At 56.7% G+C, this 15,252-nt stretch carries 16 protein-coding genes; 3 read left to right on the top strand and 13 right to left on the bottom strand.

What is annotated here, in order from left to right; all coding sequences use genetic code 11:
* Positions 1 to 25 precede the first annotated feature (25 nt).
* The 11 genes from tolA to PCPL58_RS09335 form a co-directional block, all read right to left on the bottom strand.
* Positions 26 to 1,096 carry a cell envelope integrity protein TolA gene (tolA, locus tag PCPL58_RS09385; RefSeq protein ID WP_003364724.1) on the bottom strand — a complete coding sequence of 357 codons (1,071 nt, stop codon included), beginning with the start codon at positions 1,094 to 1,096 and terminating at the stop codon, positions 26 to 28.
* Entirely contained in the window at positions 1,096 to 1,560 is a 465-nt protein-coding gene (gene tolR / locus PCPL58_RS09380) for a protein TolR (protein WP_002554654.1), read from the bottom strand. The genes tolA and tolR overlap by 1 nt, the downstream gene beginning before the upstream one ends.
* Positions 1,561 to 1,574: 14 nt before the next feature.
* The gene (gene tolQ / locus PCPL58_RS09375; RefSeq protein WP_002554655.1) at positions 1,575 to 2,270 is read right to left on the bottom strand and encodes a protein TolQ; all 696 of its coding nucleotides are present in this window, start codon (positions 2,268 to 2,270) and stop codon (positions 1,575 to 1,577) included.
* Positions 2,260 to 2,727: a tol-pal system-associated acyl-CoA thioesterase gene (gene ybgC / locus PCPL58_RS09370; RefSeq protein ID WP_003314364.1), complete on the bottom strand. Its 468-nt coding sequence runs from the start codon at positions 2,725 to 2,727 to the stop codon at positions 2,260 to 2,262. The genes tolQ and ybgC overlap by 11 nt, the downstream gene beginning before the upstream one ends.
* Positions 2,728 to 2,861: 134 nt before the next feature.
* A complete protein-coding gene (ruvB, locus tag PCPL58_RS09365; protein WP_065349283.1) occupies positions 2,862 to 3,923 on the bottom strand; it encodes a Holliday junction branch migration DNA helicase RuvB in 1,062 nt (353 codons plus the stop codon).
* Complete coding sequence (ruvA, locus tag PCPL58_RS09360) at positions 3,924 to 4,532, bottom strand: Holliday junction branch migration protein RuvA (RefSeq protein ID WP_003364731.1); 609 nt, start codon at positions 4,530 to 4,532, stop codon at positions 3,924 to 3,926. It abuts the gene before it with no gap.
* 89 nt (positions 4,533 to 4,621) lie between these two features.
* Positions 4,622 to 5,146 (bottom strand): crossover junction endodeoxyribonuclease RuvC, encoded by a 525-nt coding sequence (gene ruvC / locus PCPL58_RS09355; protein WP_065349282.1) that lies wholly within the window; start codon positions 5,144 to 5,146, stop codon positions 4,622 to 4,624.
* 130 nt (positions 5,147 to 5,276) lie between these two features.
* The gene (locus PCPL58_RS09350) at positions 5,277 to 6,023 is read right to left on the bottom strand and encodes a YebC/PmpR family DNA-binding transcriptional regulator (RefSeq protein WP_003364734.1); all 747 of its coding nucleotides are present in this window, start codon (positions 6,021 to 6,023) and stop codon (positions 5,277 to 5,279) included.
* A 117-nt stretch (positions 6,024 to 6,140) separates the two neighbouring features.
* Positions 6,141 to 7,916: an aspartate--tRNA ligase gene (gene aspS, locus PCPL58_RS09345; RefSeq protein WP_002554661.1), complete on the bottom strand. Its 1,776-nt coding sequence runs from the start codon at positions 7,914 to 7,916 to the stop codon at positions 6,141 to 6,143.
* A 292-nt stretch (positions 7,917 to 8,208) separates the two neighbouring features.
* Positions 8,209 to 8,553: a ribbon-helix-helix domain-containing protein gene (locus PCPL58_RS09340; RefSeq protein WP_003364736.1), complete on the bottom strand. Its 345-nt coding sequence runs from the start codon at positions 8,551 to 8,553 to the stop codon at positions 8,209 to 8,211.
* Positions 8,554 to 8,870: 317 nt separating this feature from the next.
* Positions 8,871 to 9,344 (bottom strand): Dps family protein, encoded by a 474-nt coding sequence (locus tag PCPL58_RS09335; RefSeq protein WP_003314356.1) that lies wholly within the window; start codon positions 9,342 to 9,344, stop codon positions 8,871 to 8,873.
* Positions 9,345 to 9,813: 469 nt separating this feature from the next.
* On the opposite strand from PCPL58_RS09335, the gene PCPL58_RS32305 reads away from it, so the two are divergent.
* Entirely contained in the window at positions 9,814 to 10,422 is a 609-nt protein-coding gene (locus tag PCPL58_RS32305) for a cold-shock protein (RefSeq protein ID WP_003364739.1), read from the top strand.
* Positions 10,423 to 10,486: 64 nt separating this feature from the next.
* Here the strand turns inward: PCPL58_RS32305 and PCPL58_RS09325 are convergent, their stop codons facing one another.
* Together PCPL58_RS09325 and PCPL58_RS09320 are read right to left on the bottom strand one after the other, a co-directional pair.
* Entirely contained in the window at positions 10,487 to 10,693 is a 207-nt protein-coding gene (locus PCPL58_RS09325) for a SlyX family protein (protein ID WP_003364741.1), read from the bottom strand.
* A gap of 2 nt (positions 10,694 to 10,695) precedes the next feature.
* Positions 10,696 to 11,121, bottom strand: a complete 426-nt coding sequence (locus PCPL58_RS09320) for an HIT family protein (protein WP_003433318.1) — start codon at positions 11,119 to 11,121, stop codon at positions 10,696 to 10,698.
* 856 nt (positions 11,122 to 11,977) lie between these two features.
* On the opposite strand from PCPL58_RS09320, the gene PCPL58_RS09315 reads away from it, so the two are divergent.
* Both PCPL58_RS09315 and PCPL58_RS09310 read left to right on the top strand, forming a co-directional pair.
* Positions 11,978 to 13,324: an OprD family porin gene (locus PCPL58_RS09315; protein WP_003433319.1), complete on the top strand. Its 1,347-nt coding sequence runs from the start codon at positions 11,978 to 11,980 to the stop codon at positions 13,322 to 13,324.
* A 171-nt stretch (positions 13,325 to 13,495) separates the two neighbouring features.
* Positions 13,496 to 15,211, top strand: coding sequence for a proline--tRNA ligase (locus tag PCPL58_RS09310; protein ID WP_003364749.1), 1,716 nt, complete (start codon positions 13,496 to 13,498; stop codon positions 15,209 to 15,211).
* Positions 15,212 to 15,252: the final 41 nt, after the last annotated feature.

The raw sequence follows: 15,252 nt of genomic DNA, 5'->3' as shown, positions 1-15,252 counted from the left end.
ACCAGCAGTCCTCGAAAAAGGTTGATCACAAGGCTAGATCTCCAGGTGTGAATGTCATCTTGAATGAACGATAGGGCGCGAAGTCAGCCGGCTTCAGACCCTGCATTTCTGTCAAACGTCCAATGTTCTTCACCGCAGCAACCGCAGAGCTGTCAAACGGTCCGTCACCACTGGATTTGGCAATCGATACAGAGGCAATCGTACCGTCGGGCAACATCCCGATCTGCAACGTTACCGACATGTTGTTACGTGCCGATGGTGGACGACTCCAGCCTTCGGAAGCCCTGACACGAATCAGGTCATCGAAACTGCCAGCCGTTTCATCGCCCCGCTCGTCAGCCAAAGCCTGTTGCCGCTCCGGTTTGTCGGAGAGCAAATCGGCCAATGCCTGCGCCTTCTTGTCTTCAGCGGATTTACGGGCTGCTTCCTGCGCCTTCTTGGCGGAATCGGCAGCGGCTTTTTTCTTCGCGTCCTCGGCAGCCTTTTTCTTGGCGTCTTCTGCGGCCTTTTTCTTGGCCTCATCAGCAGCCTGTTTCTTGGCTTCCTCGGCAGCAGCTTTCTTGGCGTCTTCTTCGGCTTTTTTCTTCGCCTCTTCTTCGGCCTTTTTCTTGGCTATATCAGCCTGCTGCTTCTCTTCAAGCTTTTTGGCGTCGGCAACCTTCTTGGCTTCATCGGCTTTCTTGGCATCGTCAGCCTTTTTGGCCTCCTCTGCTTTCTGTTCGGCCTTTTTGGCTTCGTCGGCAGCTTTCTGCTCTTCGGCTTTTTGAGCAGCCTCTTCTTTCTTTTGTTCCGCAGCTTTTACAGCTTCCTGTTTTTGCTGCTCGATCTTTTTCTGCTCCAGCTGTTCGACTTCGGTTTGTCGCGCAGCGGTTTTCTTCGCCTCACCGGCAATCTTCTGGTTGGTCTGGGTAGTGGCCTGGCTCTTGGACTTGAGCTGATAGAGCGTTGCCTGAACGATAGGCTTGGCTTCGGGCAGATCCGGAGTCATGGCAAAGCTGACGAACAGCATGCCAAAGATCAGAATATGCAATGCCACGGCCCAGACACTGGGCCAGAAGTAGCTTTCCGAGGCGGACGGCTCTCGAATCGGCTGCATCAGGGTGCCTCGGTAATCAAGCCAACATTCCCGACCCCAGCCTTCTGCAGCCCGCCCATCGTGCCCATGACCGAGCCGTAATCGACGGTCTTGTCACCACGAATGAAAACCTGCGTCTGCTTGCCTGCATCACGACCGGCAGCGACGATCTTGGTCACTGCGGCAGTCAGCTGTGGCAGGGTCATTGCCTTGTCCATCTGCTTGTCGGTATCGACTTCGCTGCCAAGGTTCCAGTAATAGGTCTTGTCAGCCTTGATCGAAATGGTCAGGACCTGATTGTTGTTGTCTTGCGGCAAAGCCTCGCTGGAGACCTTGGGCAAGTCGACTTTCACGCCCTGGTTGATCATGGGAGCCGTCACCATGAAAATCACGAGCAACACCAGCATCACGTCGATGTAGGGCACTACGTTCATTTCGGCGACCGGCTTGCGTTTTCTGCGACGATCTCGAGCGATTAAAGCCATGGGGAATTACCTGCTCACTCTTCGCTGGTGTGCACTTTACGGTGCAGGATGGCCTGGAACTCGTCAGCGAACGTGTAGTAACGGCTGATCAAGGTCTCACTGCGCGCGGCGAAACGGTTATAGGCAATAACGGCCGGAATGGCTGCAAACAGGCCGATGGCCGTTGCAATCAGTGCTTCGGCAATGCCCGGTGCCACGGTCGCCAGCGTTGCCTGCTGCGCCGTCGCCAGACCGCGGAAGGAGTTCATGATCCCCCAGACAGTACCGAACAGACCGACATAAGGGCTGGTAGAACCCACGGTCGCCAGATATGGCAGACCCGCTTCGAGTTTCTCTTCCTCGCGGGAGATGGCAACACGCATGGCGCGCGCCACACCTTCCATGACCGCATCAGGATCGACGCCGGACTGCTGACGCAAGCGCGAAAACTCCTTGAAACCGGCACGGAAGATCTGCTCGACGCCCGAGTCCGGATCGGGATTGCTGCCCGCCTGACGGTACAGTTTGGACAGATCGATACCCGACCAGAAACGCTCTTCAAAGCTGTCCAGTGCACGTCGGCCTGCGCGCAGCATGTTGCTGCGCTGAAAAATCACGATCCACGAAGTGACCGAAGCAGCTACCAGAATCAGCATTACCAACTGAACAACAATGCTGGCATTGCTGACCAAACTCCACATGGAGGAATGGTCGACGACGTTAGCTTCCACGCTTTATCTCCTGCTCTGAATGTATGCCCGCGCCGCCCTGGTCGGCAAAGGCCGCTCGCAGAGCTTCGGGAATGGCCCGGGGTTTAAAACTATCGGCGCGTACACACGCCACCAAGAACTGCCCTTCACAGAGCAGCGTTGCATCCGACGCCCGCCTGATCTGCTGTTTAAAGCGCAGGCTGACGCGATTCAATTCGGTTACTTCCGCACTGACGAGCAACTCGTCATCCAGCCGCGCCGGCTTGTGATAACGAGCCTCACTGGAGTGCACGACAAATAAAAGGTTTTCCTGCGCCAGTTCGGATTGGGCAAAGCCCAATTCCCGTAGCCGCTCGGTACGAGCCCGCTCCATGAATTTCAGATAATTGACGTAGTAGACGATGCCGCCGGCATCGGTGTCCTCGTAATAAACGCGACAGCGATGTGCGAACGACTGAACCCCGTTTTGCGCGCGCATACTCTAGAGCTTACTCCTCAGGTTGCCAATCGGGTCAGGCAACTGTTTTTCAACCTTTTGCCACTTAGTTACAGGTATCGGCGGCAGGACTGGCAATGTGACCACAGAGACCGCAAATAAATTGCAAGCCATCGCTATAAATCCACAGGCTCGTCGCCAAAATCGTCCGGCACTGGTATCTCCCCCATCCTCGACGGGATGTTCAGGCCGAAATGCAGATACGCATGCCGGGTGACCACACGCCCGCGAGGTGTGCGCATGATATAGCCTTGCTGGATCAAATAGGGCTCGAGTACGTCCTCGATGGTATGACGCTCCTCGCTGATGGCCGCTGCCAGGCTGTCGATACCCACCGGACCACCGTCGAACTTCTCGATCATGGTCAGTAGCAAACGCCGGTCCTGATGATCGAAGCCGTGCTCGTCGACGTCCAGCAGGTTGAGGGCCTTGTCGGCTGTCTGCCGGGTAATCTGCCCGTTGCCACGAACTTCGGCAAAATCCCGCACCCGACGCAACAGGCGGTTGGCGATACGCGGCGTGCCACGGGCGCGCCTGGCGATCTCGAAAGCGCCCTGCGGCTCGATGACCAGCCCCAGAATGCCTGCCGAGCGCGAGACAATCGTCGAAAGATCGGCGATGTTGTAAAACTCGAGTCGCTGCACAATGCCGAAGCGATCGCGCAACGGGTTGGTCAACATGCCGGCGCGAGTGGTCGCGCCGACCAGCGTGAACGGCGGCAGATCAAGTTTGATCGAACGCGCTGCCGGGCCTTCACCGATCATGATGTCGAGCTGGAAGTCTTCCATTGCCGGGTACAGCACTTCCTCGACGATCGGCGACAGACGATGGATCTCGTCGATGAACAGTACGTCATTGGGTTCGAGATTGGTCAGGATCGCTGCCAGATCGCCAGGCCGTTCGAGGACCGGGCCGGACGTGCTCTTGATCGACACGCCCATTTCCTGAGCGATGATGTTGGCGAGCGTGGTCTTGCCCAGGCCGGGCGGACCGAAGATCAGCGTGTGATCCAGCGCTTCGTTGCGACCACGGGCAGCCTGGATGAACAACTCCATCTGCTCGCGTACGGTCGGCTGGCCGATGTAGTCCGCGAGGCTCAGTGGCCGAATCGCGCGGTCCATCTGCTCATCACGATCACGGCCACCAGTGGCGGTTATCAGGCGGTCGGCGTCTATCACTTAACCCATCCCCTTCAACGCACGGCGAATCAGATCCGCACTGCTCAAATCTTTTTCCTTGATGGCGGAGACGGCCTTGCTCGCCTCCTGAGGTTTGTAGCCCAGCGAAATCAGTGCGCTGACCGCATCGGACTCTGCCGACGCGACAGGCTCGGCCTGATTGGGGCCATTGGAAACCAGCGTAAAGGTGCCTGGCAAGGACTCCCAGGCCTTGAAACGGTCCTTGAGCTCGACCAGCAGCCGCTCGGCGGTCTTCTTGCCCACGCCGGGGATACGCGTCAGCGCTGATGTGTCCTGCGCCTGCACGCAACGCACCAGCTCATCGACTTCCAGACCGGACATCAGCGCCAGTGCCAGCTTGGGGCCGACGCCATTGAGCCGGATCAGCTCACGAAACAGCTCGCGTTCGCGCTTTTCGTAGAAGCCGTACAAAAGGTGCGCGTCCTCGCGAACCACCAGGTGGGTGTGCAAAGTCACCGTTTCGCCAACATGCGGCAGCCGGTACAGGGTGGTCATCGGCACTTCCACCTCATAGCCGACACCGTTGACATCCAGCACCAGATGCGGAGGCTGCTTTTCGGCGAGAGAGCCGCGTAAACGTCCAATCACGTTTCAGATCCTTTCGTGTTGCCTGTCGCTCGCGCGAAGAAGAAGTTGAACACCGTCATCATAGAAAATAGGCGGACACATAATGCCAGTCAGAGCCGCAAGCGGCCGCCGCGACTGCGCGCAGTGCCCAACCCGTGAGGAATCAGACTGGAGCGCGTATGCGCGTGGCACAGGGCGATGGCAAGGGCATCGGACGCATCGATTTGCGGTTTCTGGGTCAGCTTGAGCAGGTGCATGACCATCAACATCACCTGCTCTTTATTGGCACCGCCGGTTCCTGCAACGGCCTGCTTGACCTGGGTTGCGGTGTATTCGGCAATTTCCAGCGCTTCTTCGGCACCCGCCACGATGGCCGCGCCCCTGGCCTGCCCCAGCTTCAATGCCGAATCGGCGTTACGCGCCATGAACACCTTTTCGATACCCATCGTCACCGGTCCGTAGGTCTTGATGACCTCCCGCACACCGCGATAAACGATCTGCAAACGCTCGTGCAGCTCGCCGCTGCCAGTGCGGATACAGCCCGACGCGACATAGACACAGCCGCGCCCGGTGTCGCGTACCACACCATAGCCAGTAATTCGCGAACCGGGATCGATACCAAGAATAAGAGTCATAACGCCTGCAGCTTGAGGAGGTCACGCAAAACAATAGGTGCAGCATAAAGGCAGAAGCCGGGGGCCGATAGCTGCGTGTTGCTCACAGCTTCGTTCCCCCGGCTTCCGACTTGGTGTTACCGGTGAGCGATCAGCCCAGCTGCTCCATCACTTCGTCGGGGATTTCCGCGTTTGAATAGACGTTCTGCACGTCATCCAGGTCTTCGAGCATATCAATCAGCTTGAGTACCTTTTCAGCGGTTTCCAGATCAAGCACGGCGCTGGTGGTCGGCAGCATGACGATTTCTGCATCTGCCGCCTTGAAACCCGTAGCCTCCAATGCGTTACGCACCGCGTAAAACCCGGAGAACGATGTGAACACATCGATCGAGCCGTCTTCGTTGGTCACGACATCGTCTGCATCGGCCTCCATGGCAGCCTCGATCAGCGAATCCTCATCGACACCGGCAGCGAAGGATATCTGGCCCTTGCGATCGAACAGGTAGGCAACAGAGCCGTCGGTGCCGAGATTGCCGCCGCATTTGGTAAATGCGTGGCGCACAGCCGCCGCGGTACGGTTGCGGTTGTCGGTCATGGTTTCGACCATGATCGCCACGCCGCCCGGACCGTAGCCCTCGTAACCCAGCTCCTCGACATCATCACCGTCGGATGCCCCTACCCCTCGCGCCACCGCACGATCAATGGTGTCACGGGTCATGTTCGCACCAAGCGCCTTGTCCAGCGCCAGACGCAGACGCGGGTTGGAACCAGGGTCACCGCCGCCCTGACGTGCGGCAACGGTCAGCTCACGGATCCACTTGGTGAAAATCTTGCCTTTTTTGGCATCCTGACGCTCTTTGCGGTGCTTGATGTTCGCCCACTTAGAATGACCTGCCATTTTTCGCTCCAGATTCTTTTTGAAACACCTTCACCTTTCGCCCCGAACAGCCCGGGCAAAAAGCTTCACTCAATAAGGGCAGATACAGGGCGTATCGACGATACGCCCTGCCCGGCATCACTCGGCCTTCGGCTGCTCACGCAGACGGATGTGCAGCTCGCGCAACGCTTTGGCATCGACAACGCCAGGCGCCTGGGTCATGACATCGGCCGCGCTCTGGGTTTTCGGGAACGCGATCACTTCGCGAATCGATTGCGCGCCGGTCATCAGCATCACCAGACGGTCCAGACCGAAAGCCAGACCACCGTGCGGTGGCGCGCCGTATTTCAAGGCATCGAGCAGGAAGCCGAACTTCTCCTGCTGCTCGTCTTCGGCAATGCCCAGCAGACGGAAGACCGCCTGTTGCATTTCCTTGCGATGGATACGGATCGAACCGCCGCCCAGCTCGGTGCCGTTGAGCACCATGTCATAGGCACGGGACAGCGCGGTCGCCGGGTTGGCTTCCAGCTCTTCAGGCGTGCACTTGGGTGCGGTGAAGGGGTGGTGCAACGCGGTGAAGCTGCCGTCGTCGTTTTCTTCGAACATCGGGAAGTCAACGACCCACATCGGTGCCCACTCGCAAGTGTGCAGCTTGAGGTCATTACCGATCTTGATACGCAGCGCGCCAAGGGCCTCGCTGACGATCTTGAACTTGTCCGCACCGAAGAAAACGATGTCGCCATCAACCGCACCAACGCGATCGAGGATGACGTTCAGATTGTCTTCCGGGATGAACTTGACGATCGGCGACTGCAAGCCTTCCGGCCCCTTCGCGCGCTCGTTGACCTTGATGTAGGCCAGCCCCTTGGCACCATAAATGCTGACGAACTTGGTGTAGTCGTCGATCTGGCTGCGCGCCATGCTGGCGGCGCCCGGTACACGCAGTGCGGCAACGCGCCCCTTGGGGTCGTTGGCCGGGCCGCTGAACACCTTGAATTCCACGCCGGTGAGCTGATCGGCAACATCCACCAGTTCCAGCGGGTTACGCAGGTCCGGCTTGTCGGAACCGTAGCGGCGCATGGCCTCTTCGAAAGTCATGTGCGGGAAATCACCGAACTCCAGGTCCAGGACTTCCTTGAACAGCTGACGAACCATCTTCTCGGTCAGACCGATGATGTCCTCTTCATTGAGGAAGCTGGTTTCGATGTCGATCTGGGTGAATTCCGGCTGACGGTCGGCACGCAGGTCCTCGTCGCGGAAGCACTTGGCGATCTGGTAGTAACGGTCGAAGCCGGCCACCATCAGCAGTTGCTTGAACAGCTGAGGCGATTGCGGCAGAGCGAAGAAGCTGCCCGGGTGTGTACGGCTTGGAACCAGATAGTCGCGAGCGCCTTCCGGGGTAGCGCGGGTCAGGATCGGCGTCTCGACGTCGAGGAAACCGTTGTCATCCAGGTAGCGACGGATACTGGTCGTGATGCGCGAACGCAGACGCAGCTTCTCGGCCATCTCCGGACGGCGCAGGTCGATGAAGCGATAACGCAGGCGTGTTTCCTCGCCGACGTCGGAGTACTCATTCAGCGGGAACGGCGGCGTTTCGGACTCGTTCAACACCTCGAGCTCGTAACCCAGAACCTCGATGGCGCCAGACGCCATGTTCGCGTTCACGGCACCTGCCGGACGAGCACGAACCTTGCCCACGACCTTGACCACGTACTCGCTGCGCACACGGTCGGCGGCTGCGAAACTGTCGGCACGATCAGGGTCGAACACGACTTGAGCCATGCCTTCACGGTCGCGGATATCGAGGAAGATAACGCCCCCGTGGTCACGACGACGGTGGACCCATCCGCAAAGGGTAATTTCCTGGCCTTCCAGACTCTCGTTCAGTTGGCCGCAATAATGGCTGCGCATCATGATGGTGTTTTCACTTCTCGTAATTCGAATTCGGTGGCGATTTCGCTCCTGGCTTGCGCTCAGTGGTACAAGGCACCGGCACAAGGCTAAAGCCAGCCCTGGCCCACGCAGAGTCACGCCCGCTAGCAAGACGGAGGATTATATAGAGTTAATTGGCACCGTGCAGCCGAACGAACCCATTAACGACCGGATAAGGTTGTGACCACCCCGCGCAGCCGCGCTGTTCACTCGCGCTGCGGGGGACAGCGCAGGCACGCCTGAGCGAGCCCGCAGAAATAAGGATAAAACCAAGCTAGACGTGGGAATTTTCCAGGCAGTCGCCCTTCAAAAGATGCGCCACACAGACAACACGAATCAGGCCACTGAAATTCTTTACCCCCCCGTACCGTAAGTGAACCTCCCGATCAATGTAGGACAATACCGCATTAACAGAGCATTCATTGGAACTGGCGATACCTGAAAGAATGTTCCAGTACACGTTCTCAAGACGCAGGCACGTCGCCAGACCGTTAAGCCGAACGGATTTGGAATGTGGCTGCGCCAGCGTCATATTGAAATCCTCGACAAAAGGATCATGGCGTATTTCCACCTCTCGATGTAACAACTTAAGCTCTCGCTCAGCACTTCGTAACACCATAACCGCCACCTTCAAATCATTGAGTTTTAAACACCAAAAGAAATATTCAAAAACAAATAAATGTCCCGATGTATAAAACATGATTGGCGATTTTATAGCCAGAAGCCCCTACACCTTATCACTGTAGGAGATGGCAACAGGAAATAGCGGAATATCGTTTAACCTTGAAGGGACTATGAAGAAAGCGAGGAGAACTGCAGCGCAGGACATTCGGGCCTTGAGCTGCCCGAGTGATTGCGCAATGAAGGCGGGTGACGAGAGGGAGGAACAGTTGAAGAGCGGGACGAGTGGCACTTGAAGCCACCCGCCCCTGGCCGTTACTTCGATTCAAGCATCGAGCGCAACATCCAGGCCGTTTTCTCATGAACCTGCATGCGTTGTGTCAGCAGGTCAGCTGTCGGCTCATCGCTAACCTTATCCAGAAGAGGAAAGATACTACGAGCAGTACGGACAACAGCCTCTTGACCCTGCACCAGACTTTTGATCATATCTTCAGCACTTGGCACGCCTTCTTCTTCCTTGATGGAAGACAGGCGCGCATAGGTCGAATAAGTGCCAGGAGCAGGGAAGCCCAACGCACGAATACGCTCGGCAATAGAGTCAACCGCCAGTGCCAGTTCGTTATACTGTTCTTCAAACATTAAATGCAGCGTGCGAAACATCGGCCCGCTGACATTCCAGTGAAAGTTGTGAGTCTTGAGGTAAAGCACATAAGTATCCGACAGCAGATGCGACAGACCGTCCACGATCGACTTGCGATCCTCTTCACTGATACCAATATCGATTGCCATGTTTCATGCCCTTTTAGTGAGGATTGAAAAGCAGTAAAGACCACTACTCTATCAAGAGAACCCGAATGGCGCAGCTTTCCGTTGGTGCGATGCTGCCAGCTGACAGCGACTCGCACCAATGCCACGGCTGTTCCAACGGGGCCGCAGCGGGCACCCGGCGCGGAAAATCCCCGCCAGCCTGTAAGAATCATCAGCAAAATCCGCCAGAGCCCTCTGTTTCGGCCTCTGCAGAGGCACTAAAGGACAGCGTGATGCCAAGGCAGGACAGGCGCCTGCACCATTATCGATTGCTGATTTGAGTAGGATCAGGCTTTGCTGTTAAATACACGGCGTGTCGCCAACGAGTTGTCATCCAGCGCTGGCACATAGGCCGGCCCAGCGTCCGTGCATCACGCCTCATCTTGTTCAGAAGCGTACCGGGCGTTACCAGCTATTTCTTGTAATCCTTCTTGCATGTGAGCTTTTTAAAATGTTGAAAATCGTCCACCTGGTAACGGGAGCAGCAGCCCTGTTGCTCTCTTTCATACCCAGCCTGCGTAGTGAAGCGGCATCTCTCTACCTGCAAAATCCTGACGCGATCTGCCTGGCTTTTCTAGGGCTGCTTAACCTGATACTCGCTCCGGTCATTCCTTACTGGAATCGAGGCCCGCGTCATAATCTGCAAAATCTGGTCAGTGCACTGCTTGTCATTGCGGTAATCGTACAAACGCTAACCTTGCTTGTTCCTCTACCAGGCATCGCAGGCCAACCCGCCATTCTGGTGAGCCTGGCTATCGCCATCGTAGCCGTCGCCCTGCACCTGGGTGTCAGCTTTTACAGGTCTTACACCCCTTCGTCCGCGCCGCAAAGCCACGACATGGGAAATCGTGATACCGGCACCGTAAAGTGGTTCAACACGTCCAAGGGTTTCGGCTTCATCTCCCGGGATTCCGGCGACGATATTTTTGTGCATTTTCGCGCCATTCGCGGTGAGGGTCATCGCGTACTGGTCGAAGGGCAACGCGTCGAATTTTCCGTGATGAACCGCGACAAAGGCCTGCAGGCCGAAGATGTCATTGCAGCCCTGCCCCGCCGCTAATTGTTTCAAGCAATAAAAAACCGCGACCTCCTGACGGAAGTCGCGGTTTTTTTATGCCAGCCGATCAATAGTGAGGTGGCGGAGCATCTTCCTCGAAGGTCTCGAACTGGCTGCCCATTTCCTCCTGACGCTTGAGCATCGCCGCCATCTGCAGTTGCAGATGATCCAATTCGCGCCGCTGCTTTACCAGCACGTCATTGAGTGCCTGGATCGTATCGTCCTGAAAGGCCATACGGCTTTCAAGCTCCATGACTCGCTCTTCAAGGCTCATGATTACTCCTCCTCAAATCGAAAATCATTTGTCAGTACCGGCTTCAACTGCCGACGGATTGCCGAGAGCTGTTCGTCGGTATAAGCGATGGCAGCATGCTTGCCCCACACGGGCGCAGGCCAGGCGGCATCGTCACGTTTGCGCACGATGACGTGCATATGCAGCTGGCTCACTACGTTGCCCAAGGCGGCAACATTGATTTTATCCGCATCGAAGAGCTCGTTCAGCACCTTGGCCAGCGCACTCGTCTCCTGCCACAACTGCATCTGGTCTGCTGCACTCAGCTGAAAGACTTCGGTGATGTCTGCGCGGCGCGGCACCAGAATGAACCAGGGGTAGTGGCTGTCGTTGGAGAGCAGTAACCGGCATAGCGGAAAGTCGCCAATCGGCAAGGTGTCTTGTTGAAGACGGGAATCCAGAACGAACACGATAAAAAGCTCCTGATTGCCAGGTGAATGCACCTGCCCTGTCGGTAACAGGGTGCTGCGATAGGCAGTCAGGATACTAGGCTTCGCGTAAGGCTTCACCTGCGCACCAGAATGCATCCACTGCAACGGTCGCCGCACCGATTTGACGCCACTGACTGACGGCGGATCCCGCTGAAAACAGCCTCACCCTGAACCACCCCCTTACAATTGCCTACCTCGCGTACATGAAAATGAAACATCCATTGCCTCACCATGACCGCCACCCATAGCAATGCTCCAGGTTCAGGCGAACCCGATGGGGAATGCACCAAAATCACACACTGCTGTTGCGTCAGCAACACGGTGGATTCGTTTTCTACTCAATGTAAGCCTATACCGGTAACGTTTTTGGGCGAGAGGGGCAGAAGCCAGCCTTGGCGGAGAAAAGCCAGAGGTATTTTCAAAAAATAAAAATAGTCATTTAAAACAGCTAGATAGAGCAAAAAGGCGATCTTGATTCTGATTTTTCACAAAATTTTTTCATTTTCGGAAACTTTGTGCACGCTTGTTGCTTTATCACCCATATGATCACGACACCCCTGGCGGAAAACAGGGGTGACAGCATCAAGGGAAACAAGGCTTGCGACCCTGAGGGACGCCGTGACGGACCGCACTTTGATCGATCCGACAATGTGCAGAATGCCACTACAGGCTAGCTCGGCTGCGCGTCGTAAAGATTCTGAAAGGATAAGGCTGTAGCTATAGCACCCAAGTCAGCGTGATATAGATTCCGCCGACAAAAATAGAAAGAGCCGCCCAGATAAAAAAACAGGTGGGACGGCAGAAAAATCTTCTAAAAACCAAAGGAGCAATCACGATGAGAGTGATGAAGTGGAGCGCAATCGCACTGGCCGTTACAGCAGCCAGCGCCCAAATGGCAACAGCCGCACCTTTCGTCAGCGATCAGGCTGATGCCAAGGGCTTTGTGGAAGGCAGCACGCTTGACCTGAAGTTGCGCAACTATTATTTCAACCGCGACAAGAAAAACAACCCTGCTCCAGGCGGCCGCAGCGACAAAGACTGGACCCAGGGCATCTGGGCCAACTTCAGCACCGGCTACACTCAAGGCACCATCGGTGTAGGCGTTGAGGCATTCGGCTACGGGGGCCTCAGGCTTTGGGGTCTCGACAAATACTCAGGCTCTGGAAACTTGGTCACTGACGCCAATGGTGATAACGAGGCTACGCAGGGCAAGCTGGGCGGCGCTGTAAAATTCCGCGTATCGAAGACTGAATTGAAAATCGGTGATATGCAGCCTACCAGTCCAGTATTTGCGGTTGGCGGATCACGCCTGCTACCTCAAACCGCTAGTGGTCTAAGCCTGCAAAGCAGTGAGATTGCAGGTCTTGATCTTGAAGCAGGACACTTCTACTCGGGCACAAGCCAGGATGACACCAGTCACGACGGCAGCATCTGGGCAACTTACGCAAACGGCTTCAACGGCCTGAAAGCCAGCAGCGCAGATTTTGTTGGCGGCAAGTACGCAGTGACCGACGGTTTGGGCGTAGCTTTCTATGCAGCCAAACTCGAAGACATCTGGGATCAGTACTACGGTAACGTGAACTACGCATTGCCTTTGGGGAATGATCAGTCACTGGCTTTCGACGTCAACCTGTACCGCACCCTTGACGAAGGCAGCGCTAAAGCTGGGTCGATTAACAACACCACTTACTCGGCATCGGCAGCCTATTCATTCCTGGCAGCGCATACCATTACCGTTGCGTACCAGAAAGTCGACGGCGATACACCGTTCGACTACATCGGTATAGGCGACAACAATCGTGGCGGCGACTCGATTTTCCTGGCCAACTCCGTTCAGTACTCCGACTTCAACGGTCCAGGCGAGAAATCGTGGCAAGTGCGCTACGACCTGAACATGACTCCTTACGGCGTTCCTGGCCTGAGCTTCATGACCCGCTACCTCAACGGTGACAACATTGATGGCACCAAAGTAGACGCGTCCAGTGCCTATGCCAACATGTATGGAGCCGACGGTAAGCACCACGAAACCAACCTTGAAGCCAAATACGTTGTACAGACTGGCCCAGCCAAAGATCTGTCCTTCCGTATGCGTCAGGCATGGCACCGTGGTAACGATGCCCAGGCAGATGGCGACGTCAACGAGTTCCGCCTGATTGTCGATTACCCGATCTCGATCCTGTAATCACCGCTCAGCACTCGTTAATAGAAGAAGCCCGGCACATGCCGGGCTTTTTCATGCTCCCATCAAAGCGCTCTGACGCCACCTGCAAGCCAGCCCCGCCCTGTACGCGACCGGCACACCGCCGTACAATGCCAGGTCATTTCATGTCTCAGCAACCGACAACGGCCAACCATGCGCACCAGTCAATTTTTGCTCGCCACACAGAAAGAAACCCCTTCCGATGCGGTCGTGGTCAGCCATCAGCTGATGCTGCGCGCCGGCATGATCCGCAAGTTAGCATCCGGTCTTTACACCTGGCTGCCCATGGGCCTGCGCGTGCTGCGCAAGGTCGAAGCCATTGTTCGTGAAGAAATGGACGCCGCAGGCGCACTCGAAATCTTGATGCCCGGCATTCAACCCGCAGAGCTGTGGCAGGAATCCGGACGCTGGGAGCAGTATGGCCCGGAGCTGATGCGTCTGGTCGACCGCCACAACCGTGAGTTCTGCCTGGGCCCGACCCACGAAGAAGTCATCACCGATCTGGCACGCAATGAGCTCAACAGCTATAAACAGCTGCCAATCAATCTGTACCAGATCCAGACCAAATTCCGTGACGAGATCCGCCCACGCTTCGGCCTGATGCGTGGACGCGAGTTCGTCATGAAAGACGCTTACTCGTTCCACGCCGATCACGAATCGCTGCAGGTCACCTACGATCGCATGCACCTGGCATACAGCAACATCTTCACCCGCCTAGGCCTCAAATTCCGCCCGGTCGAAGCGGATAACGGCTCGATTGGTGGCGCAGGCTCGCACGAATTCCACGTACTGGCCGAATCCGGCGAAGACGATATCGTGTTCAGCGATGGCTCCGATTACGCAGCCAACATCGAAAAAGCCGAAGCGGTGCCTCGCGAAAAGACTCGTCCGGCCGCTACTGAAGAATTGCGTCTGATCGACACTCCAAACGCCAAAACCATCGCCCAACTGGTGGAGGGTTTCGGTCTGCCCATCGAGAAAACCGTCAAGACTCTGGTGGTCCATGCGGCCGAAGAAGGCAAGCTGATCGCCCTGATCATCCGCGGCGATCACGAGCTCAATGAAATCAAGGCCAGCCAGCTGGAACAGGTCGCCAGCCCGCTGGTCATGGCGTCCGAAGCCGAACTGCGCGACGCCATCGGCGCAGGCGCGGGCTCGCTGGGCCCATTGAACCTGCCACTGCCGTGCATCATCGACCGCTCTGTCGAGCTGATGAGCGACTTCAGCGTGGGTGCCAACATCGACGACAAGCACTACTTCGGCGTCAACTGGGAGCGCGATCTGCCGGTGCCGACCGTCGCCGACCTGCGTAACGTGGTTGCGGGCGATCCAAGCCCGGATGGCAAAGGCACGCTGGAAATCAAGCGCGGCATCGAAGTGGGTCACATCTTTCAGCTGGGCACCAAGTACAGCGAAGCGATGAAGTGCCAGGTGCTGGGTGAGAACGGCAAGCCGGTCAATCTGGCGATGGGTTGCTACGGCATCGGTGTTTCCCGGGTGGTGGCGGCTGCCATCGAACAGAACAGCGACGAAAACGGCATCATCTGGAACGACACCCTCGCACCGTTCCAGATTGCGCTGGTTCCGCTGCGCTACGAGACAGACGCCGTTCGTGAAGCGACGGACAAACTGTACGCCGACCTGACGGCTGCCGGTTTTGAAGTATTGCTCGACGACCGCGACAAGAAGACCAGCCCGGGCATCAAGTTCGCCGACATGGAACTGATCGGTATCCCGCATCGCATCGTGGTGAGCGACCGAGGCCTGGCCGAAGGCAATCTGGAATACAAGAGCCGTACCGAATCGCAACCGCAAGCCATTGCGGTCGCGGACGTGCTGTCGTTCATCCAGGGCAAAGTGAACCGCTGAGTCAAAAGGCGCACCTGCTCGCAGGTGCGCCGCTCTTCACT

The organism is Pseudomonas cerasi, from assembly GCF_900074915.1.
Lineage (GTDB): Bacteria > Pseudomonadota > Gammaproteobacteria > Pseudomonadales > Pseudomonadaceae > Aquipseudomonas > Aquipseudomonas cerasi.
Note: the sequence above shows the minus strand (reverse complement) of the source record. Positions and strands in the feature narration are given on the sequence as shown.